At 46.0% G+C, this 26,147-nt stretch carries 25 protein-coding genes and 1 other RNA gene; 15 read left to right on the forward strand and 11 right to left on the reverse strand.

What is annotated here, in order from left to right; translation table 11 throughout:
- Positions 1 to 260: 260 nt before the first annotated feature.
- Positions 261 to 1,250 carry a hypothetical protein gene (locus T497_RS0105385; protein WP_028514738.1) on the reverse strand — a complete coding sequence of 330 codons (990 nt, stop codon included), beginning with the start codon at positions 1,248 to 1,250 and terminating at the stop codon, positions 261 to 263.
- Entirely contained in the window at positions 1,237 to 1,791 is a 555-nt protein-coding gene (locus T497_RS0105390) for an RNA polymerase sigma factor (RefSeq protein WP_028514739.1), read from the reverse strand. Before T497_RS0105390 ends, T497_RS0105385 begins: the two co-directional genes overlap by 14 nt.
- A gap of 333 nt (positions 1,792 to 2,124) precedes the next feature.
- On the opposite strand from T497_RS0105390, the gene T497_RS0105395 reads away from it, so the two are divergent.
- A complete protein-coding gene (locus T497_RS0105395; RefSeq protein WP_028514740.1) occupies positions 2,125 to 4,494 on the forward strand; it encodes a dockerin type I repeat-containing protein in 2,370 nt (789 codons plus the stop codon).
- A gap of 454 nt (positions 4,495 to 4,948) precedes the next feature.
- Here the strand turns inward: T497_RS0105395 and ssrA are convergent.
- From ssrA to smpB, 4 genes are all read right to left on the reverse strand, one after another.
- Positions 4,949 to 5,318: a transfer-messenger RNA gene (ssrA, locus tag T497_RS17975) on the reverse strand.
- Between the two features lie 148 nt (positions 5,319 to 5,466).
- Positions 5,467 to 6,588: a S66 family peptidase gene (locus tag T497_RS0105400; RefSeq protein ID WP_028514741.1), complete on the reverse strand. Its 1,122-nt coding sequence runs from the start codon at positions 6,586 to 6,588 to the stop codon at positions 5,467 to 5,469.
- 15 nt (positions 6,589 to 6,603) lie between these two features.
- Positions 6,604 to 7,152: a hypothetical protein gene (locus T497_RS0105405; protein WP_028514742.1), complete on the reverse strand. Its 549-nt coding sequence runs from the start codon at positions 7,150 to 7,152 to the stop codon at positions 6,604 to 6,606.
- A gap of 26 nt (positions 7,153 to 7,178) precedes the next feature.
- The gene (gene smpB, locus T497_RS0105410) at positions 7,179 to 7,643 is read right to left on the reverse strand and encodes an SsrA-binding protein SmpB (RefSeq protein WP_028514743.1); all 465 of its coding nucleotides are present in this window, start codon (positions 7,641 to 7,643) and stop codon (positions 7,179 to 7,181) included.
- 138 nt (positions 7,644 to 7,781) lie between these two features.
- Here smpB and T497_RS0105415 point away from each other — a divergent pair, with 138 nt between their 5' ends.
- Complete coding sequence (locus tag T497_RS0105415; protein ID WP_028514744.1) at positions 7,782 to 8,105, forward strand: hypothetical protein; 324 nt, start codon at positions 7,782 to 7,784, stop codon at positions 8,103 to 8,105.
- A 39-nt stretch (positions 8,106 to 8,144) separates the two neighbouring features.
- Here the strand turns inward: T497_RS0105415 and nadE are convergent, their stop codons facing one another.
- From nadE to T497_RS0105435, 4 genes are all read right to left on the reverse strand, one after another.
- Positions 8,145 to 8,894 carry an NAD(+) synthase gene (gene nadE / locus T497_RS0105420; RefSeq protein WP_028514745.1) on the reverse strand — a complete coding sequence of 250 codons (750 nt, stop codon included), beginning with the start codon at positions 8,892 to 8,894 and terminating at the stop codon, positions 8,145 to 8,147.
- Positions 8,895 to 8,910: 16 nt separating this feature from the next.
- Complete coding sequence (locus tag T497_RS0105425) at positions 8,911 to 9,438, reverse strand: cysteine hydrolase family protein (RefSeq protein WP_028514746.1); 528 nt, start codon at positions 9,436 to 9,438, stop codon at positions 8,911 to 8,913.
- Between the two features lie 48 nt (positions 9,439 to 9,486).
- Positions 9,487 to 10,089, reverse strand: coding sequence for a bifunctional phosphoserine phosphatase/homoserine phosphotransferase ThrH (gene thrH / locus T497_RS0105430; RefSeq protein ID WP_028514747.1), 603 nt, complete (start codon positions 10,087 to 10,089; stop codon positions 9,487 to 9,489).
- Positions 10,090 to 10,339: 250 nt separating this feature from the next.
- The gene (locus tag T497_RS0105435; RefSeq protein WP_037324507.1) at positions 10,340 to 10,813 is read right to left on the reverse strand and encodes a COG2426 family protein; all 474 of its coding nucleotides are present in this window, start codon (positions 10,811 to 10,813) and stop codon (positions 10,340 to 10,342) included.
- 170 nt (positions 10,814 to 10,983) lie between these two features.
- Between T497_RS0105435 and T497_RS0105440 the strand changes: the two genes are divergently transcribed.
- The 10 genes from T497_RS0105440 to T497_RS0105485 all read left to right on the forward strand — a co-directional run bounded on the left by T497_RS0105440 (position 10,984) and on the right by T497_RS0105485 (position 21,953).
- Complete coding sequence (locus T497_RS0105440; RefSeq protein WP_028514749.1) at positions 10,984 to 12,438, forward strand: penicillin-binding transpeptidase domain-containing protein; 1,455 nt, start codon at positions 10,984 to 10,986, stop codon at positions 12,436 to 12,438.
- A gap of 194 nt (positions 12,439 to 12,632) precedes the next feature.
- A complete protein-coding gene (locus T497_RS0105445; protein ID WP_037324535.1) occupies positions 12,633 to 14,078 on the forward strand; it encodes a penicillin-binding transpeptidase domain-containing protein in 1,446 nt (481 codons plus the stop codon).
- A 66-nt stretch (positions 14,079 to 14,144) separates the two neighbouring features.
- A complete protein-coding gene (locus T497_RS0105450; RefSeq protein WP_028514751.1) occupies positions 14,145 to 16,142 on the forward strand; it encodes a metallophosphoesterase in 1,998 nt (665 codons plus the stop codon).
- A 133-nt stretch (positions 16,143 to 16,275) separates the two neighbouring features.
- Positions 16,276 to 16,539: a spore coat associated protein CotJA gene (locus T497_RS15920; RefSeq protein WP_037324508.1), complete on the forward strand. Its 264-nt coding sequence runs from the start codon at positions 16,276 to 16,278 to the stop codon at positions 16,537 to 16,539.
- A complete protein-coding gene (locus tag T497_RS0105460; RefSeq protein ID WP_028514752.1) occupies positions 16,536 to 16,784 on the forward strand; it encodes a spore coat protein CotJB in 249 nt (82 codons plus the stop codon). The genes T497_RS15920 and T497_RS0105460 overlap by 4 nt, the downstream gene beginning before the upstream one ends.
- A gap of 329 nt (positions 16,785 to 17,113) precedes the next feature.
- Positions 17,114 to 18,337 carry a substrate-binding domain-containing protein gene (locus T497_RS15925; RefSeq protein ID WP_080693308.1) on the forward strand — a complete coding sequence of 408 codons (1,224 nt, stop codon included), beginning with the start codon at positions 17,114 to 17,116 and terminating at the stop codon, positions 18,335 to 18,337.
- A 112-nt stretch (positions 18,338 to 18,449) separates the two neighbouring features.
- A complete protein-coding gene (mmsA, locus tag T497_RS0105470; protein ID WP_028514753.1) occupies positions 18,450 to 19,985 on the forward strand; it encodes a multiple monosaccharide ABC transporter ATP-binding protein in 1,536 nt (511 codons plus the stop codon).
- Positions 19,986 to 20,004: 19 nt separating this feature from the next.
- Entirely contained in the window at positions 20,005 to 21,165 is a 1,161-nt protein-coding gene (locus T497_RS0105475; protein ID WP_028514754.1) for an ABC transporter permease subunit, read from the forward strand.
- A gap of 69 nt (positions 21,166 to 21,234) precedes the next feature.
- Positions 21,235 to 21,531 (forward strand): hypothetical protein, encoded by a 297-nt coding sequence (locus tag T497_RS0105480; protein ID WP_028514755.1) that lies wholly within the window; start codon positions 21,235 to 21,237, stop codon positions 21,529 to 21,531.
- Positions 21,528 to 21,953 carry a hypothetical protein gene (locus T497_RS0105485; protein ID WP_028514756.1) on the forward strand — a complete coding sequence of 142 codons (426 nt, stop codon included), beginning with the start codon at positions 21,528 to 21,530 and terminating at the stop codon, positions 21,951 to 21,953. The genes T497_RS0105480 and T497_RS0105485 overlap by 4 nt, the downstream gene beginning before the upstream one ends.
- A gap of 329 nt (positions 21,954 to 22,282) precedes the next feature.
- On the opposite strand, the gene T497_RS0105490 is transcribed toward T497_RS0105485, so the two are convergent.
- Positions 22,283 to 22,543 (reverse strand): hypothetical protein, encoded by a 261-nt coding sequence (locus tag T497_RS0105490; protein WP_028514757.1) that lies wholly within the window; start codon positions 22,541 to 22,543, stop codon positions 22,283 to 22,285.
- An 89-nt stretch (positions 22,544 to 22,632) separates the two neighbouring features.
- On the opposite strand from T497_RS0105490, the gene T497_RS15930 reads away from it, so the two are divergent.
- From T497_RS15930 to T497_RS17405, 3 genes are all read left to right on the forward strand, one after another.
- The gene (locus T497_RS15930; RefSeq protein ID WP_051530541.1) at positions 22,633 to 24,093 is read left to right on the forward strand and encodes a recombinase family protein; all 1,461 of its coding nucleotides are present in this window, start codon (positions 22,633 to 22,635) and stop codon (positions 24,091 to 24,093) included.
- Entirely contained in the window at positions 24,077 to 24,715 is a 639-nt protein-coding gene (locus tag T497_RS0105500; protein ID WP_028514758.1) for a manganese catalase family protein, read from the forward strand. The genes T497_RS15930 and T497_RS0105500 overlap by 17 nt, the downstream gene beginning before the upstream one ends.
- Positions 24,716 to 25,179: 464 nt before the next feature.
- On the forward strand, positions 25,180 to 26,070 hold the full coding sequence (locus T497_RS17405; RefSeq protein ID WP_196243015.1) for a leucine-rich repeat domain-containing protein: 891 nt from the start codon (positions 25,180 to 25,182) through the stop codon (positions 26,068 to 26,070).
- The last annotated feature ends 77 nt before the right edge of the window (positions 26,071 to 26,147 follow it).

The raw sequence follows: 26,147 nt of genomic DNA on the forward strand, positions 1-26,147 counted from the left end.
GTTCTTACTTATTAGACGTAATTTCCGCCGAAAAACACTAAGTATATTTCAAGTTAAAATAAAAAAATATATCAACTGTAATTTAACGTCTACAGGAAATACCGGCAATAGATATGTTATAAAAAAAGCTCCGCAAGGGGAGCCCCCTCTGGCGGATTCGCAGGTTACTAAATATGAGCCGTAAGTTTACGGCTCGGTAGCCCACTTTTTCCGTTAAGGGGAGCAGCCTAAGGCAGAGCTTTTTTTGTATTTTCAAAGGTTTATTCGTCCTCATCTTTTTTATAGGATATATTCCTGAACAGGTAATACTCATCTGTATCGTTAAGCCTTACTGCTACAGCTTCTTCCGTATCGATATTATCTATCAGATATGATTTCATTACAGCCTTTATCTCTTGCCTCTTATTCACGATATGCATATCGACTCTGCGGAAGTATTCGCCTACGCTTTCAGCCTCCACAATAGTCTGCTTTTCGTAGCGAATACCGTTCATCTTGAAATAAGACGGATTTGCACGGAATACGTCCTGTAGGCTTGTTGTCGTGGTCGTCATGTGATTGCCGTCGCCCATTGACGCACTTGTCGGTACTGTAGTAGTAATAACATATGCCGTTTCCTGATGAACATAACTGGTGGTAACCGGACCATCTTCGTTTTGGGCAGTAGTAGTTATTCGTGCTGATTCCTCGCCTGTATTTCCTGAATTGCCTTCAGGTGATACAGGTCTCAGCGTGGTAGTTACAGGGACAGGCGCATCTGTAACAATAGTCGTTACAGGAGCTTTGGTATCAGCTGTCTCATTTGTTTGGCTTCTCGTTGTAGTTGCGGATACATTGCTTGCCTTTGCAGAAGTTGTCTGCAAAGCTGCTGTTGTTCTTGGAGCTGTTGTAGAAGCTTGCTTAGCTGATGTTGTTTCGCTGTTTTTCTTGTCTGTAGTCACAGCCGTTGTCTTGACTGCCGCTGTTGTCTTTTCGGCTGTAGTGGTGACCGCCGCTGTTATCTCGGAAGCCGTTGTGTTTTCTGTAACAATTTCTGTTGCGGGCACTATACCCGAGCCATTGAAGCCGTCATCGGGCTTCTTAATATTTGCGGCTATATGCCATACGCCTATGCCTGCTATGGCAGCGGCGCACATACCCGAGACAGCATAGGAGGTATGTCTTATCTTTGCAGCTCTGACTTTTCTTTTCTCTATGAGCTTGTTGCCGCGCTCCATTATTCTGTTGGAAATATCTTCATAGCTCCTCATACTCAAAGCCCTCCTTTTCCAGTGTTTTCTTTAGCGACGCCTTTGCGCGGTACAGAAGATTATATATCTGCCGTTCGCTTTTATGCATTATCTCAGCCGTTTCGGCAACTCCGAAATTCTCAAAATATACCAGATACAGTATCTGCCTGTAGTCAGCGTGCAAGCTCTCCATAGCGTTGTACAGGAGCTTCTTGTTTTCATCGTGTATGTGGTTACGCTCTATATCTTCCCTGTCCGAAACATCGTAGAAATCATCGAGAGGCGTTTCGTGGGCTTTGCGCCGTTTCCTCAGCATATTCAGCACGGTATTGCGCCCGATAGCATAAAGCCACGTCTTGAAGGAGCTCTTCTCCGAGAACTGTGGCCTGTCCGCATAGAGCTTGAGAAAGACCTCCTCGGCGAATTCCTCGGCTTCGGTAATGCTGTCGGTAAAACTTGAAAGATATAGAGTAAGACCGTCCCAGTACTCTGTGACCAGTTCGGTAAAAGAATTTCTGTCACCATCAAGGAAACGGCGGTAGCTACTTGCACCGTTATCCATAGACAGCTCCTTTCATTGAAAAGTATAAATTATCCGTAAAAATATCCTTCTATATTATTAGTACCATTTTTATGCGTTTTTTCTCACCTTGATTATAAAGTTTTTTTGAATAATTGTCAACAAAGGATATGTTGATCAATAGTTTCCGATTTGTTAATGGACTTTTTTGAAAAAAAGCTTATAATGAAGGTATGAAATGACAGCGTTGCGGAAAAATTTTAGTCAACAAAAAATTTTTTTGAAAACAGGTGAGAAAAACACAGAAAAAATGTGTCTAATATAGTGAAAGGTAAAAATTATCCGTTCTTACCCTTAAAAAAAGGAGATGATACTATGAAAAAGCTTATAAGTATATTACTTACTGCTGCCATGCTGACGGGCAATGCTGCAATGCCCTTTACAGCTGCAGCTGCCGATACGGCGGCTGATGAAGTACAAAACACCGCTGCGAGGGAGACATACTGCAAACACATGGAGATAGACGAGCTCTATAATCTGTCAAAGAAGCCATTGAACGTGGATATACACGATTACGAGGACTTTACTCTGGAGCAGGTGCTCGCAAAACTCTGCGGCGGTGAATACGCAGGAGTCTCATCATATGGAGATTATTATGTACATCAAGGTACTGACCGCTGTTTTTTCATGGATAAAAACGGCAAGATACATTTTCTACATATTCTGTATCCCGAGATAGTTGTAAAGCTGAAAGAGGGAGCGGATATCCCTGTGGCAGATATCAGGGAAGAGCTTGCGGAAAAGGGATACAAGGAAGTACCATCAAGTATCAGTGAGGATAGGAGGATATTCCGCTTATACGGCTGCACATCAAAATCACAGTTCGATATCGTTCTGGGAATGCTGAAAAAAATCCCGGGTGCGGAATCCATAACAGGTCATATCGCACTTTATGAGGACACCGTCAATTATGCGTCAGCACCCAATGAAATACGCATTATTTCGCCGTCGGGCACAGGCGCAGACGGCGATGAGAATAAGGAACTCATGGATCTGGCTTTATCGCTGGGCTTTAAATCAGGACCAAGTGCGGATTATCAGGGAGCTCCTATAGGAGATTATGATATTATCATATCAAAAGCCGACAGCCACGACGACACAAATCCCTATGAGCTTTTTAAGTACCTTGCTGACAATGGTTACAGGTACTCAACTTCTATAATTACCACCGAGATGGCACAGTCGGAAGGTCTGGTATACTTCTGCAATATCCCATATCAGCTGACAAAAAGCGATAATACCGCTTCCGATAAGACTTCCGATGAGATACCCGACCTTACAAAGGGCACAAAGACCATGACTCTCGACGATGTTAAGGCGATAGCCCAAAAACGTCAGAATATAACATGGTCTGACTTCGCAGACTATAAATGCGAGTGGACAGATTCAGACGCGTATACTCATACAGGCAGATTCGACCTTGAGGACGGATATTACCTTGTCGTTGCAGGCAATCCTCCCAAAAAGCCCGATATGGCAAGGCTTTACAACAAGGACGCCGCTGATTTCATTGACCTGCGCTATCATAATGTAAAAAACTTCCTCAATGATAACTTCTTCAAGAGTATCCTCAACGGCAGCGAGGAGGAGCTGAATGCCATATTCGCAGGAAAGGGCATGACCGCGGAAAAGGGCTACAGAGTATGGACTGCGGAATCAGCGTCAAAGGCTCTTGAAAACTATTATATCTCATTCCTTGTAAATATTCCCGAGGAAACTGCGAATAACCTGTCCAATACGCATGAAGAGGACGAATTTGTACAGAAGCTCAGCATTTATCTGCAAGGTCTCGACACCGATATCTGCTCGCTCTGCGCTCTTGACGGACACTACCGCTACATAAATGAAGGCGAAAAAACGGCGCAATACATACAGATAGAGATAAACGGCAGGGTAGGCAGTAAGTTTACCCGTGACGAAGCAAACAAAAAGCTCGCAGCAGCTCTCAACTACGTTCAGTTCGATGAGCAGTTCGCAGGCTTTGAATATGACAGCAGGATACCCTGCTACGGCGCAGACGACAAGGGTACGCTGAAAGGCGACGCAAACCACGACGATCAAGTGGATATGTCCGACGTTGTACTGGTAATGCAGTCCCTTGCAAATCCCGACAAATACGCTCTCTCAGAAGCAGGCAAGGCAAATGCCGATATCAACGGTGACGGTGTGACAGTGGGCGACGCTCAGGCAATACAGAAGCGGCTCCTCGGTATCATCGACTATATCACAGACCTTGATACCATAAGGAAGATGACAACGGCTCACTGCGCAGACCAGAACGTAAACTTCACTGTCGTTCCTAAGGATAAAATGCCCGAGCAGTTTGCGGACAAGTATGTATTTGTAAGAAAATACGGCGCAAATCACAGTGATTATTCAAGCTTTGACCACTATTTGCAGAAGCAGGACATTGATACCTCACTTTTCAGGCGCATACCATACGATATCAACGACGATTCCGAGCTTAATTCCATAAGAGAGAAGCTATTCTGCTATATCCTTGAAAGCGGTGTAAGATTGTCAGTAAACAATACCGACAAGGAACAGGACGCAATAAACAAAAAGGTAATAATCATCTATAATTGGCATACTCCAGAGGAAGACATACAGAAGATGAAGGGCTTTATGGAAGAGAATGGTATCAGCTCAGAGCTTGTTGAATTCAGAGACACAGGTGAATGCTGATACGGCAATATATGGAAAAGCTCCGCATACAGCGGAGCTTTTCTATAATAACAGATAGTTATTATAGAAAACGGTCTCACATAACAGTGAGACCAATATTTTTTTACATTTCAGACTTATCGAGGCGGACTGTAAAGCCGGCAGCTCCGCAGTACAATAATGTTTTATCACAAAACGTAGAGTTGGTCAAGCTTTTTTGAAAACTGAGAAAAAGCTGCAGTGATATAGCAGATAATGTATGAAAGCAAAAAGTATAAAAAGAAATCTCCGCTATAATGGAAAGCGGAGAATAAAGAGCAGTCTTTTTACCCTTTTAAGAGGCGATGTCGATATAAAACTCTTATAGGGCTTTTTTGCCCCACCCGTTTAACGAGTGGGGGATTGATTTGGCATCAAACCAAAATAGTAGCGGCAGATCCGCCGCTATAGAAATAAAGTTTGTTTAATACCACTTTGGTGGAGGCGGCGAGAATTGAACTCGCGTCCGAAAGCTCATTCATGCAACTTTCTACGAGCGTATTTTACCTATTATGATTCCCTGTGATCACCGCCGATAAACGGGCTGAAAAAACAGGTAGTCCGTATACAATTGACGGACACGGACACTTCCGCCAATCGTTCACCGCTCATCGATGCCCAAGCGAGAGCCGCGGTACTCCCTCGGTGGACAGAAGCTGACTTAAGCAGCTACCAGTTCGCTATTTCTAGAAACTGTAATGTTATTTCTTGCGTTTATATTTAAACGTGGCGCAGGTTATGGAGATCACGCCATTCTCCGCTCGCTTATCACACTTCAAAACCCCCGTCGAAACCTTTACGCCCCCATATCAATGAGGGTACAGGTTGGGGAGCTGTAGTGCTCCGAATAATATTATAACTTGTTTTGGAAGATTTGTCAACTGCTAAAAATGACGAACCGTGTCTTTTCAGGCAATTAGCTTGTAGAGGCGCACAGTGTTTGCCCGTCGGATATCATAGCAAGGTAATTTCTTGATTTTCAGCGTCAATGTGAGCCATAGCTCCGTAGGGGAGTATAGCTCTCGGAGTTCCGTGACCGAAGTTCACATTATAGAGTATGGGGAGCTCTGCGTTATTTACCGCATCGCGCCAGACGTCCTTGTATTCCTCGTAATATTTCTCGTTCATGGGCTTGCCGATGATAATGCCGTTGATATTGTCGAAAACGCCCTTGTTTTTCAGGGCTTCAAGGTATTCTCTCAGCATTTCGGGAGTCGGCATTACCTCGCTTGTTTCAGCAAAGAGTATCTTGCCGCACCATTCCTCGGCAGTGGGGAAGATATTGTATCTTCGGGTTATTTCGTTCTGTTTTGCGAAGTCCTCTTTAAGCTGCGGACATATCTCAAATTCATTGGCAAGTAGCTCAGCGAATCTGTCGGCGTTGCCCGCAATGAGCATTTCACCCATGCTGTCTATACAGCCGCCGAGGAGCTCGCCCTCGAATACGGGAGCCCCCTGCAAAAGCTCATATCCGTGCTCCTCTTTATGAGAGTCAGGCATAGTTCCTACAGCGGCGGCAGAGAAGTCTGTTCTGTCCTCATACCACACATCTGAGGAAGTAATCTTCCTGCCGTGATATGGCTTGAAGCAGCTCTCATACTGCGCCTTTGAGTAGGGGAGCATATCACCTGAGAGCTCCGCCAAGTCGCACATGAGAGCCTGACCGTAGAAGGTCTGCAAGCCCAGTCTGCGGAGCATGAAATGGTTATTTGTTGTATCCGAAAATCCCAGAAAGAACTTAGGGTGCTGACGGACTGCGTTTATGAACTCCTCGTCCTCCATGAGATAGGGGAAAGTACGGAATGTTTCGATACCGCCGATAGCGGTTACTATACCCTTTACGGAGTCGTCGAGAAAGGCGGATTTCAGGTCTGCGGCGCGAGCCTCGGGGTGACAAAGGATATAGTCCCTGCCCATGAGGGCGTGTTCGGTGAAAACGGGTTCGAGACCGAATTTACGGAGCATTTTTAAGCCCAGCTCTTTTTCGTGAGCGCAGTATGGCTCGCCGATAATTCCGCTTGAAAGGCATATTACAGCGACCTTATCGCCTTTTTTCAGTGGCTGTGGGTATATCATAGGGAAGCCCCTCCATTAGCAGAAAATCTTGATAGATCTTATTTTGTCACCGTTAAAACTGAATACGACCTGTTTATCTGAGTTTTCGCCGTAAATTAATGTTTCTTCTGTTTGGTCAGTCGGTTCTCCATAAGCTTGAAGAATATCATCTTTGAATGAGTCATAACCGATACCGCAGATACTGAAATCGCTGCTTGGAACATCATTGTCAATGTATAATCCGTGCAGCTCGTTGTTTGCGGAGAGGTCAGCAAAGCCTATATTCTTTTCTTTGTAGTATAGCTTATATAGTGCTATATCAGTTCCTTCATAAGGGATAGGCTCAGCCGCAGTATAATCATCTGAGAGCAAGTCGAATGACGAAGGTAATGAGAGCTTTTCGCCGTAAACGATAACATTATCAAGCATTTTGAGAACAATATCCTGTTTATCAGCATAAGTTGTCCTGATTATTTCAGATGTAGTATCAATATTGCTGTTATTTGCAGACGGCTTTATATCTTGTCCGCAACCGACCGATAATGTAGCAGTTGCGATAAATATTGTTAGAAAAGATTTTCTCATAAAAAATATTGCCTCGCAGAAATACGTTACTTATTGCGTGATTTGAGATTACGGTCTATCTCGCGATTAGCGTCGCGCTTTGCTATATCAGCTCGCTTGTCGTACAGCTTCTTGCCCTTGCAGAGCCCTACCTGCACCTTTACACGGGAGTCCTTGAAGTAAAGGCTAAGCGGAATGAGGGAAAGTCCCTCCTGTTTAAGAGTTCCGTAGAGTTTATTTATCTCTCGCTTGTGCATGAGAAGCTTTCTCACTCTCAGCGGATCACGGTTGAAGATATTGCCCTTTTCGTATGGGGAGATATGCATACCGCGGACGAAAAGCTCGCCCTTATCTATAGAGCACCATGAGTCTTTAAGGTTCACTCCGCCCTGACGGATAGATTTTACCTCGGTGCCCACAAGCTCGATGCCTGCTTCGTAGGTCTCAAGTACGAAATAATCATGTCTTGCCTTGCGGTTTTCGGCAATAGTTTTAGTACCTTTTGAGCGCATTTTATCATCTCCTGTTCATGTAAAAATTATACACTATCGCAGAAAAAAAGTCAACATGAAGAGCTTGAAATCCGAGGGGAAATATGATATAATATATCATATTCGCTGAATTCAAAACATGAAACAGGGAGAAAAGCAATGGGATTATTTGATTTTTTCAGCAGCCTTTCGCGGGCAGAGGAAGGACTTCGTGATAATATCCGCCGCCGCAATAAGAACAGGTCAACATACAGAAAAGAGGAACTTATAGAGGATGTATTCGACAAGGATATAAGCGGTCAGCACAGTCTTGATTTTGCCAAGCATCTCAAAGCTGAGATGGAGCAGGAAAAGGCATATGCAGAACGTGCGGAGCAGCTGATGCGTGAGAAGTACAAGAGTACAGCAAGTATGTACGGCTCTACCCGTCCGCAGAAAACATATGACGACTTGTTCCCGAATAAAAAAAAGAACATGAAATAATGAAAAGCCCGAGATGTCTCGGGCTTTGTTTTATAGCTGTTATTTGTTCTGCTCGTACTTTGGCATGAGCTGTAACTTATGGAGATTAGCTCTGTGCATACGGTCTATCTTTTCCTTTATCTCGGGAACTGAGCTCAGGTCGTCAAGACCGCGGATATACTTGTCCAGCATAGCGTATGTGAAGCCGAGATTCTCCTCGTCTGTCTTGCCGCAGAGACCGTCTATAGGTGTTTTGTGGACAAGCTCATTTGGAAGTCCCAGATATTCGCCAACCTGCAATACCTCGGTAACTGTCAGGTCTGAAAGGGGAGAGAAGTCTCCTGCCGCGTCGCCGAATTTAGTGGAATAGCCCACCCAGTCCTCGGAGAGGTTGCAGGTATTTACAACTCTGCCGTTATGACTTGCTGCAACTGCATAGAGAGTAGTCATTCTGATTCGTGCCGGAGTATTCACAACAGCCTGATTTGAGGGCTCCATGTGCTTTTTCAGCTCGTTCATGAATGTGGAAACTGTTTCACCGATATTGATAGTGTAGCTCTTTATGCCGAGAGTATCCACCAGCAGACGGCTGTATGCGATGTCAGCCTGTTCGCCCTGAGGCATGAGGACGCCGATAACTCTGTCCTTGCCGAGAGCCTTTACGCATACCGCAGCAGCTACGGAGCTGTCCTTGCCGCCTGATATACCGATAACTGCCTTTGTCTGCGGAGTTGCCGTCCTCTCAAAGAGGTCGCGTATCCACTGTACTATTTCATTTGTGACCTTTTCAGCGTTGAAACTATAGCTCATATTTATACGCTCCTATCTATTCAACTATCATCTGAACGACCTTCATTGCGTTCAGAGCATTTTCGTGGCTTTCGGGAGAAACTCCTGCACAGCAGTCCGAGATTACCCTAACGGGTATCTCGGGATATGCAGCCTTGATTATCATAGCGTTTGAAATTACGCAGATATCGGTGCATACGCCGATGAACTGAAACTCCTCGATATCCTTGCCGTCACCTATTATCTCAGGCAGGTTTATTGCGCCGAAGGTAGGCTTCTCCACGATAGTGCAGTCCTTGCCGAGAGCCTTTTCCACCTCGGGAACGAGCTTCCAGCCCTCAGAGCCGCGGATACAGTGGGGAACAGGGAGATTCTTTCCCTCCTGAGTATTCATGTAGTCCTCGGTGTGAGTATCAAGGGTAGCGATTATGCGTCCGTCCTTTTCTGACTTGCGGAACTCGTTTATCTTCTTAACGACATTTGCCGTAACAGCGGCAGTCTGGGGATTGCCCAGAACTCCTGTGGTGAAGTCGTTCTGCATATCAATGACGATAAGTACTTTCATGGGGGTAGCCTCCTTTAGATAAAGTTTTTGGACTGTATGGGAATGGTCTCAGACCATTGCCTTTTTGATAGCTGCAAGGAGCTCGTCGTAGGTCTCGAAAGCAGGGAGCTCAGGGTGATCCTTCTTTATCTGCTCTGTGCTTCTGAAGAGGAAGCCAGCCTTGCTTGCCTCTATCATGCCGAGGTCGTTGTAGCTGTCGCCGCTTGCGATAGTATCGTAGCCGATAGACTGGAGAGCCTTTACTGTGGTGAGCTTGGACTTCTCACAGCGCATCTTGAAGCCTGTTATCTCGCCGTTGGGAGCAACTTCAAGGGAATTGCAGAAAATTGTAGGCCAGCCCAGCTTCTTCATAAGAGGAGCTGCGAACTGTGTGAATGTATCGCTGATGATGATTACCTGACCAAGCTCGCGGAGCGCGTCGAGAAACTCCTTAGCACCCTCCATAGGCTCGATCTTAGCGATAGTGTCCTGTATTTCTTTAAGTCCGAGGCCGTGCTCCTTGAGGACGCCGAGACGCCAGTTCATGAGCTTGTCGTAGTCGGGCTCGTCACGGGTAGTCTTTTTGAGTTCGGGAATGCCGCTTGCCTCAGCAAAAGCGATCCAGATCTCAGGTACGAGAACTCCTTCAAGGTCGAGACAGGTTATATACATAATAAATTCCTCCGTTTAATAAGATATACTCATATTATACTACTTTTGTAGTTATTTGTAAAGTCCCAATGTAGGGAACGCCGCCCTCGGCGTTCCGCTAAGTTGAGAGTTGAGAATTGAGAGTTAAGAGTTATGGTGTCTCCTGCGGAGACATTATTTAAATAATGTGAGCAGAGCGAACACCTAAACTCTCAACTCTACACTCTCAACTCTCAACTAAAAAAGCGCAGCTTTGCGCTGCGCTTTTTGCTTATTTTACTGCGGTAAATGCTGCAACACCGCAAAGTGTAGCAACAGTTATGATGGCTGCTGCGAGAACAACACCGCAGGCAACTGCGACAATGCTCTTCTTGAAGTCAATTTCAAGGAAGCTTGCTGCAAGAGTGCCTGTCCATGCGCCAGTACCGGGGAGCGGAATGCCAACAAAGAGGAGAAGTGCCCAGAACATACCCTTTCCTGCCTTTTCTTTGAGCTTTTCGCCGCCGCTGTGTCCCTTTTTAAGGCACCATGTAAAGAACTTGCCGATAACGGGCTTGTCAGCGCCCCATTCAAGGACCTTTCTTGCAAAAAGGTAAATAAACGGTACAGGTATCATATTGCCTATCATACAGATAATAACAGCGTGATACCATTTTACTCCCATGCTCACGCCGAATGGGATACCGCCTCTGAGTTCTACGATAGGGATCATTGAAATAAGAAATGTCAAAAGATATTTTAACATAATATAACTCGCTTTCTTAAAAATTCACAAGTCTTATTATCGCATATTTTTTGTCTGTAGTCAAGCTTTTTCGGGATTTTTTTATTTTTTCTGCGGACAGTTGACGAAATCACGGCTATAGTATATAATATTATTGTTTGAAAATTTATGATAACAAAGGAAAGTTTATTATGAAAATAAGAAAAATAACGGCTCTTGCCGCTTCACTTACAATGCTTGCAGGCTTTTCTTCCTGCTCTTCAAAATCAGTGGGAAAGATAGAGGGCGCAGACGGTCCTGCCGAGAAAACAACGGCTGCCGAGGTGACTACAGCTCCCGTGACAACAACTACAGGCAAAGCTGAAACAACTACAGTACCGCAGTCAGCAGGTGCAAAGGGAAATATCTACGACGCAAAGGGACATCTTCTCGTTTCAACTTCCGAGGACGGCAAGCGCAGAGTATTTGCCGACGAGTATGCGGTATCCTTTGCCAATATCCTCACCACCATGTCCGAGGGCTACGATACAGCCTTTGAGGATATACTTACAAAGACTTCCCCGAGCGGAAGTCCGCAGGCAATAAAGCTGACGCTGGACGGCGACGTGCAGAACCAGATATACAGCTACATGGAGAGCAATAACATCGTGGGCGCGGTTGTAGTTCTCCGCACAGACGGCTCTATCATGGCGCAGGTAAGCTATCCCTCATACGATCCTAATGCAGTTGCCGACCAGAAATACGACGAGGACCTTGCATGGGGCGACGTGGGAAACAAGGCTTTCAGCAACTATGAGCCCGGCTCATGCTTCAAGATAATGTCCGAGGTCATCTCAGACAAGCACGGCGTTTATTCCCTTCATGACGACGGAACATGGGATTTCGGCAACGACCACCCCATTGTAAACTGGGATCACGAGACCAACAAGGCAAGCTACCCTATGGAGCGCTCACTCAGCTCCGCATTTATAAACTCCAGCAATATCTTCTTTGCAAAGGCTTTCGATAATATCGGCGAGGACGCTGTTCTCAGCGATTTAAAGACCATTTTTCACTTCGGAGCTGATGATTCCGACGATATCAAGTGCGATTTCGGAGTTTTGAGCAATAATATCGAAATTGAGGACGTTGACGATCTCCGCAGAAGCGCGTTCGGTCAGTCAAAAGTCCTGACCTGTCCCATATTCCTCACCGCTCTGGGCAGAGAGGCTGTATTCGGCGATATGGTAACTCCGTTCGTGCTGAAGGACATCGTTGACAGCAGCGATCCCAATACAAAGATAGGGGACGGCTCAAAGGCTTACGACGTTATAGCTTCAATTCCGCCCGAGTGCCGCGATAATCTGCTTAACGGCATGAGAGGAGTAGGTTCTGATATCGGCGTTTACGTGGCAGGAAACTACAGCTTCTATGCTAAAACAGGAACAGCCGAGGGCTGGCGCGGCGATTATCTCTACATAACAGGCTGCGCTAAGAACAACAGCGACAACGGCTCACAGACTTATGAAAACTATGATAACTACGGTGAAACAGGCTCTTATGTAGTTGTTATGGAGATACAGAACCCCGCAGACCACGGTTTTGAGTTTGCATCACAGTCCGCAGGACTCTATAACGGTATCATGAATATCGTTGCAGGTAAATAAATGTCGAAAAATCCCTTTTGCAGCCGCGAAAGGGATTTTTTATCATTATTTTTTAATATTTTTTAAAACGTATTGACGAATTAAGGAAATAAATGTATAATAATAGTAGACTTTCCGCGCTGCGGTCTGCGGCGCTAAGCACACATATCAATTTAGGACGGTAATCAGTAATGATAATCAGGGGAAAAAGACTTATGCCGCTGTTAATAGCAGCAGCAGCAGCGGCGCTGTCGTTTCCGTCCTGTTCAGCAGAGGTAGGACAGTTTGAAGTCCACAATGATAAAAGCTCCCGCTCGGCAAGGCAAGAAACTACAGAAGAGACAGCTGCTCCCGAAATCACTGTAACTACTACAACTGAATTCGTATATAGGGGGAACATATACGATACCAATCACAGGCTTCTGACCTATGGCACATATGCCTATGAAAACGAGGATCAGCGCTATTACGGCGAGGACTGCGGTTATTCATTCGGTAATATAATCAGTGTGGCTTCGTCAGGTCTTGACGAGGCACTTAAAGACCTGCTCTGCACCAAGAATCCAACCCCTGTTAATGAGAGCAATAATGTTGGCGAGTCGGTAAGACTTACCATTGACGCAGATAAGCAGAACGAATTATGTACATATATGGCTAATATGGGTATGGCAGGCTCCATAGTCGTGCTGAGAACGGACGGCTCCATAATGGCGGAGGCTTCTTACCCTAACTACGATCCCGAGCTGTTCTACTCCGATACGGAGTACAGCAGCAATCTCTACAGCGGCACATTGCAGAACAAGGCGTTCCAGAACGCTTCACCGGGTTCGTGCTTCAAGATAATGTCCGAGGTCATTGCCGACAAGAACGGCATACACACCGTCTATGACGACGGCGAGTGGTTCGACAGCGGCGCTACTATCGTGAACTGGGATCACGATTCGGGTATGTATCCTATCCCCGAAAGAACTCTCAGCTCTGCGTTTGTGGGTTCCAGCAATATCTTCTTCGCAAAGGTTTTCGACCAGCTTGGCTCGGAAAAAGTCCTTGAAGAGCTTGGCAGCATTTTCCACTTCTGCGATCCCATAGACTGCGATTTCGGAACAATCCAGAACAATATCGAGATATACTGCCTTGACGACCTGCGCAGGAGCGCATTCGGTCAGTCCTATGTAAAGACCTGCCCGATATATCTTGCGGCTCTTGGCAGAGAGGCTGTTTTCGGCGATATGGTAAAGCCCTTTGTGGTACAGCAGATAGTTGATACCACCGATCCCAACAAGGAGTGCGCAAAGGGAAGCGCTCCCTATGAAGTTATTGCAAGCATACCAAAGGAGTACCGACAGAATCTTCTTGATGGCATGAGGGGCGTTGCAAACAATATAGGCGTTTACGTTCCCGAAAACTATGAATTCTTCGCCAAAACAGGAACTGCGGAGACAGGAGCAGGGGACTTCCTGTATATCACAGGCTGTCTCAGGAACGTTGCCGACAAGTCGGCTGAAAAGCCTGTTTACAGTGATTACAGCAATTACGCTCAGGACGGCTCATACATAATCGTTATGCAGCTTCAGAATCCTGCGGATTTCGGCTTTAATTTCGCCAGTGAGACAGGTTTCCTTTATCAGGGCATTGTTAATATCGTGCTTTCGGAATATTGATAATACAAAAGTTAAAGCCATAGTACATGATGTGCTATGGCTTTCTTGGTATAACAGGAGTTTTTTATGGACATTTTTAAGAAAAGAACTGTGATAATAACGGCTGCCGCTTTATGCTCATTCGGTATCCATATGTATGCATATGCGGCTGATGAGCCATACTACACTGTTAAAGCTCCGCAGAGTGAGGAGAACGGAGTCCTGACTCTTGAAGACGGACAGAAATGGTACAAAGTCAACGGCTTTGAGGATGAAAACGACTACATCATCTGCGTAAAGGGCAGCGACGGCGAACAGAAGATATTCACTGCCAAGGACAGCCGCAGCAGCGAGTATATCTGGCATTATTTCAGAAGAACTATCGTCACCAGCGTTGCTCCGAAGTATACCACGCTGTCGTCAAGTTCATTCCGCCTTACATACCATGAGGGGCAGCTTTATACCTCCGCAGACTGGTGGACTGAAGGCGACAATGTGTGGGATTACAGCGGCGGTACTCTGAACTTCAGCGAAAACGGCAGTATCCATTATCTGAAATACACCGAGGACAGCAATGAGCCTTTTTCCTGCACTGATAATGCGGCAGAGGCGGCTCAGGTCTGTATTTACGCAAAGGGCGGGCAGCTTAGCCGCTGTATAGGGAAACAGCCTGCCGCGGAGAGCTACGTCATAGAGGGCAGCGGCTATGCCGCACCGAAATTCTCGGTGGAGCTGTCTGATAAAAACATCATCACGGACAGCGTGAAATGGTTCGTGGACGGCGAAGAGCAGGACTGCGCAAAGCTTACATTCACGGCAGATTCTCTGACGGGCAAGCCTGTGGGAGTTCATCGCGTGGGCTGTCTTATCGAGGGACACGATGCCGACGGCGTTCACTACAGGGAGCGCTCTGCGGACGCGGCTTTTGTCATTGCAAAGGGAGTTCTGCCAGATTCATTCATGTCGTTCTCGGATATCCATGAGCAGTATGAGTTCATAGACCGCGCCGTTGAGAAGATAATGGAGAGCACAGGCGGCTATATCCCGTCACTGGTGGTCTGCACAGGCGACCTTGTAAACGGTCCTACAGCGGACAAGGACAGAATGCTGAACAGGTATTACCCTCAGATAGTGTCCCATTTAGGCGGCCTTGACACGGTGTTCGTCTCGGGAAATCATGACTCGGGAGAGGCGGCTTCTGTAATGTCACTCAGGGCAGGTCTTGGAGCTGATAAGGATAACGGCTTCGGCGGCGGACAGGTTTTCCGCGGTATGTCCGAGGCTGCGAAAGCAAAGGGCAGAAACAGTAAATATGCCAAGGGCATCACGGTATACGGACTGAACTTCGAGAATGCTCTTTACAAAAATGGCAATGAATTTACTTATTCTTACGACAGAACGCTGAAAGACCTTGACGGCTTCCTGAAAAAGACAGCCGAAAGCTACAACGGCGAGCTTGTGGTGATATCGGCACATTCGGGACTTCATGTTCTGGGACTTCAGCCTGAATCAGTCAATGCAAACGGCTGGTCTGTCGGCAAATGGATAGGTGAGAATCAGTACAATGTCGACTATTCCTACGAGCTGGCGAAGCTTATCAACAGCTATGCCGAAAAGTACGATATGGATATAATGTACCTGTTCGGTCACGACCACTCACGTGGAGAGACAGAGTTCATACTCAGTGACGGCGATACTCTCATAAGCACCGAAAAATACGCCGATTCAAGCTATAATTCGCAGAAACTCAGCTTCACTTACGGCAATTCGGGATTTCTGTCAACGACAATAGGCAGTGCAAATGCACGTTTCAGTTTGATTTACCGTGACGGAGACCATTATTCCTACAATATCATGAACCTTGACGGCGAGACCGTCCGTCACAGGGATATCAAGGCAAAAAGTGAATTCATCGAGCCTGCTGTGACAACAACAGCGGCAAGCGTTACCACAGCACTGTCAGCTGCAAAGGCAAAGAACTCCGCAGACAGTCCGAAAACAGGGGACAGGTCGGGAGCTGTGTTTGCGGCTGTGCCCATAGCTGTATTTGCCTTTCTTATGAGCAGAAAGAGAAAAAATAAGTGATATGAGTCCGGATACGTAACTTGTTTGCGTGTCCGGACTTTTCTTTTGTAACCCCGTCGGTTCCTTTTTCATAGTATGTAATGTGCGGAGGACATCTGCACTTGTTCTCCGCGCAGGAAAGGAGGACATATCAATGAAATTGGATCTTTTTGACGATATGGACGGCTTGATTCTCCATGAGCGTGAAAATTCCCTCGGCGCTATGGAAATGAAGGTCAACATTACCAATAAAGGGCAGGATAACGTATCCCGTTTCCCTGCAAGCACTCCTCTTGCAATGGCTTACGTGCCGTATCAGCAGTGGGGAGAGACCTACGGCGACGATGAAGCGCTCAGCAGAGGAACGCTTTTCCCCGAGCTTGACTTACCCTTTTCGGGAGGAGGCGACAGCAGATGAATGAACAGAAAATGCTTCTCGGCAAGATAAAAAAATACGATTTTACTCTCAAGGAGCTGAATCTCTATCTTGATACTCACCCGAACTGCCGCCGCGGTCTGGCTATGTTCCAGAAGTACAGGAAACTCCGTGAGAATGCCGTTGACGAGTATACACGGAAATTCGGACCGCTGACACCCGAGCAGGTCATCAGCAGCGAGCGCTGGATATGGACAGACGATCCGTGGCCGTGGGAAAGGAGATAATTTATGTGGCAGTATGAGAAAAAATCATCGTATCCATGTTGTACATATGCTGTGAGATCATGCTCTTTTTATAATGCTTTTAGCCACTTGCACAAAATGTTATATTTATGGCATTGTAAGTTATTTGCAAGCTTGTCAATTTTTACAGTTTTGAATGTACGTGCTTATACAATGTGCCAAAGTTTTGACTAAAATAAACAAAAAAGCCAGATAATCTATTGACACGAGCAGTAAACCTGTGTAAAATGTTTACATAAGCATTTGTTATAACATAATGTAAGGCAACAATTTTTTCACAAATTAAATTTAACATAAGGAGGATTATTATCATGAAAAAGTTTCTTGCAGTACTCTCTACACTGGTGATGGTAGGCACACTCGCTTCATGCGGCGGAACATCTTCTTCCGACAACGGCGCCGGTGCAAACACAAACTCAAACACTGAATCCAAAACAGACGCTAAACCTGCCGATGATTCATCTTCAAAGACAGACGATTCTTCAAGCAGCAGCGGCGGAAAGACTGTTGGTATCGCTATGCCTACAAAGTCTCTCGAGCGCTGGAACCGTGACGGTGAATACCTCAAGGCACAGTTCGAGGAGGCAGGCTACAAGGTTGAGCTGAAGTATTCAGACAACGATACAAACCAGCAGAACAATGATATCCAGGGCATGATCGCCGATAAGGTAGACCTTCTCCTTATCGCTGCTATCGACGGCAACACCCTCTCACAGACTCTTGCCGATGCTAAGGATGCAGGTATCTCTGTAATTGCTTACGACCGTCTTATCATGAATACAGACGCAGTTTCATACTACGTTTCATTCGATAACTACACAGTTGGTAAGCTTCAGGGCGAATACGTTATCGACGCTCTTGACCTCAAGAACAGCGACGGTCCTTTCAATATCGAATTTACCGCAGGCGATCCTGCTGATAATAACGCAGGCTACTTCTTCAACGGCGCTTACGACGCTCTCAAGGATTATATCGATGCAGGCAAGCTCAAGATCCCGTCGGGCAAGACTAAGTTCGAGCAGGTTGCTACAGACAGCTGGTCAACAGACAAGGCTCTTGAGAATATGCAGAACACTCTTGCTTCTTACTACACAAGCACACAGCTCGACGTTGCACTCTGCTCCAACGACTCAACAGCTCTTGGTGTAGCTCAGGCTATCTCTTCCGACTACAGCGGTAAGAATACTCCTATCGTAACAGGTCAGGACGGCGATATCGCTAACCTCAAGAACATCGTTGACGGCAAGCAGTCAATGACAGTTTACAAGAACGTAAATGACGAGGCAGCTGCAACTCTCGAAGTTTCCAAGGCTATCCTTTCAGGTCAGACTCCTGACGCAAGTCTTGTAAGCTCACTTTCTGCTGAGGCTACATACGATACAGAGTCATACGACAACGGTGTAAAGGTAGTTCCTTCATACCTCCTCGTTCCTTATGTTATCACAAAGGATAAGCTCGATGTTCTCGTAGATACAGGTCTCTATAAGTGGGACAGCGACAATAAGTATCTTGAGTCAACAGCTAAGACCACTTGATGACGAATAATACTGCTATATTGTCTGTAAAAGGGCGGGCTCTGCCCGCCCTTTTCTGAATATTCAGGCATATTCGGAACAGCATGACAGACAGGATAAAGGAGGGATATACTTGGCAGAATATATTCTCGAAATGAAAAACATAACAAAGGAATTCCCCGGTGTAAAGGCTCTCGATAACGTTAATCTGCAAGTCAAGCCAGGTGAGATACACGCTCTCGTAGGAGAAAACGGAGCAGGCAAATCCACTCTAATGAACGTACTCAGCGGAACCTATCCTTTCGGTTCGTATACAGGTGATATCATATACAACGGCGAGGAGTGCAAATTCAAGACTCTCCATGACAGTGAGGAAAAGGGCATAGTTATCATTCATCAGGAGCTTGCGCTCATTCCTGAACTTTCTATAGGCGAAAATATGTTTCTTGGCAATGAACGCAAGGGACTTCTTGGTATTGACTGGGACAGGACTTACCACGAGGCAAGCGAACATATGCAGCAGGTAGGTCTTAAAGAAGAGGCAACTACTCTTATCAAGGACATCGGTACAGGCAAGCAGCAGCTGGTTGAGATAGCAAAGGCTCTCAGCAAGGACGTTAAGCTGCTTATCCTCGACGAGCCTACTTCGTCGCTGAACGAAGAGGACTCAAAGATGCTCCTTGACCTGCTCATAAGCTTCAAGCAGAAGGGCATGACCTCTATCATTATTTCCCATAAGCTCAACGAGATATCATATGTTGCGGATAAGATAACTGTTATTCGTGACGGTTCGACTATCGAGACCATAGACAACGCAGACCACAATGTGGACGAGGCGCGTATCATCAGCGGAATGGTCGGACGTGAGCTCAGTGACCGCTATCCATCACGCGAGCACAATATCAGCGACAAGGTCGGCATGGAGGTCAAGGGCTGGACAGTTCACCACCCGTTATATACGGAGAAAAAGGTTGTCGACAACGTTTCCTTCAACGTTCACCGCGGCGAGATAGTAGGCTTCTCGGGACTTCAGGGCGCAGGACGCACTGAGCTTGCAATGTCTATTTTCGGCAGGTCTTACGGCTCGGATATCAGCGGAGAACTCAAGATAGACGGTGAGACGAAGGAACTGAAAAATGTTCGTGACGCTATCAAGGCAGGACTTGCATATGTTACTGAGGACAGAAAGGGCAATGGTCTTATACTTGCAGACAGCATTGCCAAGAATGTAACAATGTCGCGCCTTGAAAAGGTTTGCAGCAAGGGTATCATAAATATTGACAAAGAAAATGCTGTGGCAGAAGAATACAGGGAAAAGCTCAGAACAAAGACTCCTTCTGTACAGCAGGCTGTTGGAAATCTCTCGGGCGGAAATCAGCAGAAGGTACTGCTTTCAAAGTGGATGTTTGCTGATCCTGAGGTGCTTATTCTCGACGAGCCCACAAGAGGTATCGACGTAGGTGCAAAGTATGAGATATACTGCATCATGAACGACCTTGTGGCACAGGGAAAGTCCGTGGTAATGATATCCTCGGAAATGCCCGAGCTTCTCGGTATGTGTGACCGTATCTACGTTATGAACGAGGGCAAAATGGTCGCCGAGATGCCTGCTTCCGAAGCAACGCAGGAGAAGATAATGGCGGCTATCCTACAGTCTGATAAAAAATAAATGATCGAAGGAGTATAATATGAACGTCAAAACATTCGTAAAAAAATACACCATGGTCATTGCATTGGTCGTGGTATTCATATTCTTTTCATTCTGGACAGATGGCAAGCTCCTGCTTGCGCAGAATATGTCGAATCTTCTGCTCCAGAATGCATACGTGCTCGTAATGGCCTGCGGTATGCTTTTATGTATACTTACAGGCGGTAACATCGACCTTTCGGTAGGCTCAACGGTCTGCCTTATCGGAGCCATAGCGGCGCAGCTCATGTCGAAGCATAATATGAACGCCTATGCGGTCATAATACTTTGTCTGCTTCTGTCTGTCGTTATTGGTATGTGGCAGGGCTTCTGGATAGGATATATCCACATACCGCCCTTTATCTGTACTCTCGCGGGAATGTTCCTGTTCAGAGGTATAGGTCGTGCTATACTTGAGTCAAAGACCATAGCTATCAACAACAAGACATTCCTCGATACCTTTGCTTCTTATATCGAGATACCGGGGCTTGACAAGGACGTTAAATGGTCGGCGTTTATCGCAGGTATAGCTGTTGCCTGCATACTTGTTGTCGTAACAGCCTTCAATCGTATAAAGAAGGCAAAGAAGGGCTACAAGCAGGCTTCTGCTGTATCACAGTTCGCTAAGATAGCTGTTATCGACCTTCTGGTCATCGCTTACACATGGAAGCTTGCACACTACAAGGGCATTCCTGTAATGGCTCTGTGGGTACTTGCTATTGTATTCATCTATGCATTCATTACCTCAAAGACAGCATTCGGACGCTACTTCTATGCAGTCGGCGGAAACGAAAAGGCTACAAAGCTTTCAGGTATCAACACAAACAAGGTCTACTTCTTAGCTTATACCTCAATGTCGCTCCTTGCAGGTCTTTCGGGACTTCTTATCGGCGCTCGTATCGGTTCTATCAACGGCGATACAGGTAACTCCTTTGAAATGGACGCTATCGGCTCATGCTTCATAGGCGGTGCTTCTGCATACGGCGGAAGCGGTACTGTCGGAGGCGTTGTAGTCGGAGCTATCCTCCTCGGCGTTATCAATCAGGGTATGTCTATCAAGGGACTTGACAACAACTGGCAGTACGTAGTCAAGGGTGCAGTTCTTCTTGTAGCTGTTATCTTTGACGTTGTATCCAACAAAAAGACCGGTAAGGCAGGTTAAGCTGATACCATGTGCGGCTCGGGACAGTTCTGTGCTCCGAGCCGCAGTTTATAATGGAAAGGGATCTTAATGATGAACGGTATAAAATACGATATGGCAAAGCGTACAAAGGCAGGAAAGGGTGCGCTCCTCAGGGCAATTGTGGGAGCATATATCGCATATCTTGCATTCAAGATATTTTTTGCCGAGGATACTACCATGAGCGTTACATTATGCAGAATAATCGGAATAGTTTTCATAGCGGCAGATATTGCCTTTATTGTGTATTCATATAATCTCTTTCAGAGAGAGATGAAGGACGCTGTTATCACCGAGGAAGCTCCCGAAGCTATAGAAGGATCCGACGACAGCGAGGAAGAGGAATGATACTGAATGATATTCGCGCAGTCTATGAGGAGTACACTTCACAGGTAGCAAAGCTTGAGGGCGAGAGAAAGGCTTGGGACGGTTTTTTAGGAATGGGGAAGAAGCTCTCTGATGATCCCTGCCATGACCGCTTTTACGAGGAGCTTGAAAAGCTCCTTAAAGCTTTTGCGGAGGAGAAGCCTTCCTCTGAGGATATACGTGCTGTACTGGACTTCATGTACCGTGTGCCCTGCGATGAGGAGCAGCCACAGAGCGCTGTAATGCCGATGAATGCAGTTCACAGCCTTACATTGGAGCTGGCGGAAAGGCTTTCGGCAGGAGACGCCGAAGCGCTCCTTGAACAGTACAAAAAGGATTATCCGAGAAGCAGGAGATTCCCTGTCCATAAGAACGTGATAAAAGCTCTTGAACGCGCCCGTTAAAAAGTATGAACATCTAAAAAAGTATCACGTTTAACCATAGTGCTTATACAGAAGTTTTATGCTTATTATTGAGAGAACCCCTTTTGAAAAAGGGGCTTCTCTCAAACTCTCTCCCTAAAACTTTCAGTTTTATTTTTTCTCATATAGGGCTCGCTCTGTATTATTACAGGGCTTTTTTATTTTAGGCGAGCCCTATATGAGAAAAAATCAGCTAAAAAAGTCTTTGGAAAGGGGTATGGGGGAAAGCCTTTCTTCAGAAAGGTTTCCCCCATAATTAACTATAAGCTTCTATATGAGTATTGCGGTTAACCTCGGGACTTTTTTTCAGTTCAGTCTATAAGTATCTCCATATTTTTTATATGTGATATGTCCTGACCTGTGCAGGCTATCTGCATAAGCGCATATGTAATGTCTGCTGCGAGCTTTTCTTCCTCTTCCTTAGTGTGCTTTGGAATGCGGCAGGTGACCGTTGTGCCGCTGTATCGTGTGCGCAGAACGGCGATTAGTTCGGTGCCATTCTCGGTCTCGCTTATCACATCATATTCAGAGCGCTCCCACAAAGAGGGGAGGGCTTTTTTCTTTTTGTTCATAATTACCCTCCTTTCAGTGAATTATATGCGGTATTACTTGTACTATACTTGTGTTACCGGTAATATAATAGCACGAAAGGAGGACAAAAATGAAAGAATACTGTATGTACCTGCGAAAGTCGAGAGCTGATGTTGAAGCCGAGGCAAGAGGCGAGGGCGAAACTCTGGCCCGTCATCAGAATATGCTCATTGAGCTTGCAAAAAGGCAGAAGCTCAGCGTAGTTAAGATATATAAGGAGATAGTCAGCGGAGACAGTATAGCTGCCCGTCCGCAAATGCAGGCTTTGCTTGCGGACGTCACTCAGGGGAAATATGCAGGAGTCCTCGTTGTGGAGATCGAGCGTCTTGCCCGTGGTGATACCATTGACCAAGGCATAGTAGCTCAGGCGTTTCGGGAGTCCTCGACTAAGATAGTTACTCCTGTAAAGACATACGATCCTGATAATGAATTTGATGAGGAATACTTCGAGTTCTCGCTGTTTATGAGCCGACGCGAGTACAAGACTATCAAGCGCCGTATGCAGGTCGGCAGACTTGCTTCTGTCAAAGAGGGAAATTATATAAGTGCGTCAGCGCCCTATGGCTACCGCAAAATCAATCCCGAGCCGAAGGTGCATACCCTTGAAGTTGTTCCCGAAGAAGCCGAAATAATCAGACTTATATACAGGCTTTATCTCGACGGACACGGCGCAAAGTTCATCGCAAACGAGTTGAACCGTATGGGCGTCAGTCCGCAAAAGAGCGCATTCTGGGAGCCGCCGAGCATTAAGAAGATACTCTCAAATCCGCTGTACTGCGGATTTGTTGGCTGGAAAAGCAAGTCCAACGGCGATACTCTCTACAAGGGAATTCATGAGCCGATAATCAGTGAGGAAACTTTCAACAACGCTCAGCAGAAAAAGCGCACAGCTCCTGCGGTTCAGCTGCGCCCAAATGCCAAGCTGAAAAATTACTATCACAGTATCCTTTACTGCAAAAACTGCGGACATCAGCTGAAACGCCGCCTCATTGCAAGCAGCGGTCAAGAGCATATGCTTTGCGTACATAGTGAGTGCCGAGGTAAGATAGTCAGCTCCGCTATTGAAGCTGTTGACGAGGCTGTGATAGCTGCATTACGCTATCGTATCAAGCAGTTTGAAAATCTAAAATGCAAAGGCACCAGCGAGTTCGGCAGCCAGCCTAATATAAAAGCTGCGCTTGCGGCGGAGCTGGAAAAGGCAAGACGTCAGCTTTTAAGGCTGTATGACCTGCTGGAACAGGAGGTCTACGATAAGGAAACGTTCATTGAACGCTCGGAAATAGTAAATGACAGAATAAAAATGCTCGAAGCGGCTGTCATGGAAGCTGAAAGAGAACAAAAGCCTGCGCTGCTGCCTGATAAAGCCGTCAAACGGCTGCAATACGTCATAGATAATTTTGAAAGCTCAGACGCCGAAGAAAAAAACAGACTGCTTCATACAGCTGTCAGGAAGATATACTATTGCAAGACCGAGAGAATGTGCAGAAATAAGCCATTCTCAGACCTTTCGCTGAGTGCGGACTTCTTGTGATCTATATGTACAACAAAGATATTGTAATAAATTACAGTACCCTGTTAAGATAAAAACACCCAACGCAAAGCTGGCAAAGGTCATTATTTCACAGCTTGGAGGTCCTGACGGCGAGCTTGCTGCGTCCCTGCGCTATCTCAACCAGCGATATGCAATGCCCTACGGCGAAGTAAAGGGGCTTCTGACCGATATCGGAACTGAGGAGCTGGCTCACTTCGAGATGATATCAGCTATACTTTATCAGCTTACCAAGGACCTTTCCATGGAAGAGATAAAGAAAAGCGGCTTTGACACTTATTTTGTAGACCATACCACAGGCATTTATCCTGTAGCGGCTTCGGGAACTCCCTTTACTGCAACTTATTTCCAGTCAAAGGGCGATATCATAACCGATCTTTCCGAGGATATGGCTGCCGAGCAGAAGGCGAGAACCACCTATGACAATATCCTCAGACTTGCTGACGATCCCGATGTACGCGATCCTATCCGTTTCCTCCGCGAACGCGAGATAGTTCATTATCAGCGCTTTGGAGAAGCTCTGAGGATAGCGCAGGATAAGCTGAACTCCAAGAACTTCTATGCCTGCAATCCTTCTTTCGATAAAAACTGCGGCAAAGTTTGATACCGCTGGGTAATACTTTATATTTGATTTACTGCGCGTATAAATGATGGCTTCTTATTTCGTTATAATATATAAAAAGAACGCTTGTGTTTAGCTGAAACAGCGAAATAATGCAAAAACCTCCAATTTATGCTTGACTTACTGAGAGTATTATGTTATAATGTATACAAGAAAAGTACTTGACTTATCCGATGCCTGAACATCGGAAATGAAAAGTATAGATGGGGAATCGAAAGAGGATAATGAAGCTGCCGATTTTTGTCGGCAGCTTCGTGCGTTTACGACGGCTTTTGCGGGAATAATTCGGGAGGAACCGACTTTTTTTACCTGAATAAGCTGTTTCTGAATGCTGAGAAATGTCCGAACCCACAGAAAAAAAGGATAATGCGGCGGAAAATGTTGAGAATAATTGCTTTGCAGGCAGCTCCCGAGCTGTTATACTTGCTTTAAAAGGAGTGAGTGAAGTGAAAAGGATTCTTTTCGGCATTTTTGCCGCTGTTTTTTTGCTTATGACCGCAGTTTTCAAAGCTTACGGAGCGGAAAAAGATGATCTTGAATATTCCATTATCGGCGGCGAAGCGGTGATAGTCGGCTTCAAGGGGGAGCCGACAGAGGTCGAAATCCCCGATTTTATCGGCTGTTACCCCGTTACTGAGATACGTGACAACGCATTCTGTAATTGTACGTCGCTGAAACGCATGACTCTGCCCGACACTCTTATGAAGATAGGACATCACAGCTTTTATGGCTGTTATTCACTGAAAAGTGCGGAACTTCCTGAGGGACTTGCCGAGATTGGCGAGGGCTGCTTCTGCGGCTGTACGGGACTGACGTCTGCGTCGATACCCGATACTCTGGAGATACTGCCCGATTCCTGCTTTCGAGCCTGCACATCGCTTAGGGAGATAAAGCTGCCAAATCAGCTGAAAGAGATAGGAAATTTCTGCTTTGCAGGCTGCACCTCCATTGAAAAAGCCGAGACAGGGGAGGAACTGCTTTCAGTCGGGGAGAGGGCTTTTTTTATGTGCGGCAGGCTTAAAAGCCTTTACATTCCGCCTGTTTGCAAGCAAATTGGCTCTCAGGCTGTTGGCTATACCTGTGACGGGAATATAGTGCTTCGTCAGCGGGAGCTCCTCGTAAAGGGGAGTAAAGGTTCTGTCGCGGAGCGCTATGCCGAAGAAAACGGTTTTCGCTTTTATGAAGCAGAAAAGGCTTCGGAGGCATTTTCGGTGACGGGAACTGATAATGGGACTGAGGGAAACCGCTTATGTGAGGTGTTTGTGGGAGCTGTTATAGTTTTGATACTGATATTATCCTTTCTGAGAATTGTTTTTACTGATTGGTCAGACCAATAGCTTAAATAATTAACGCTTACAGCGGCTCTGACCATAAATTGCGCTTTGTAAAATGCTTACCATTTTGAGGAATATTT

Source organism: Ruminococcus flavefaciens MA2007 (genome assembly GCF_000621845.1).
GTDB lineage: Bacteria > Bacillota > Clostridia > Oscillospirales > Ruminococcaceae > Ruminococcus > Ruminococcus flavefaciens_E.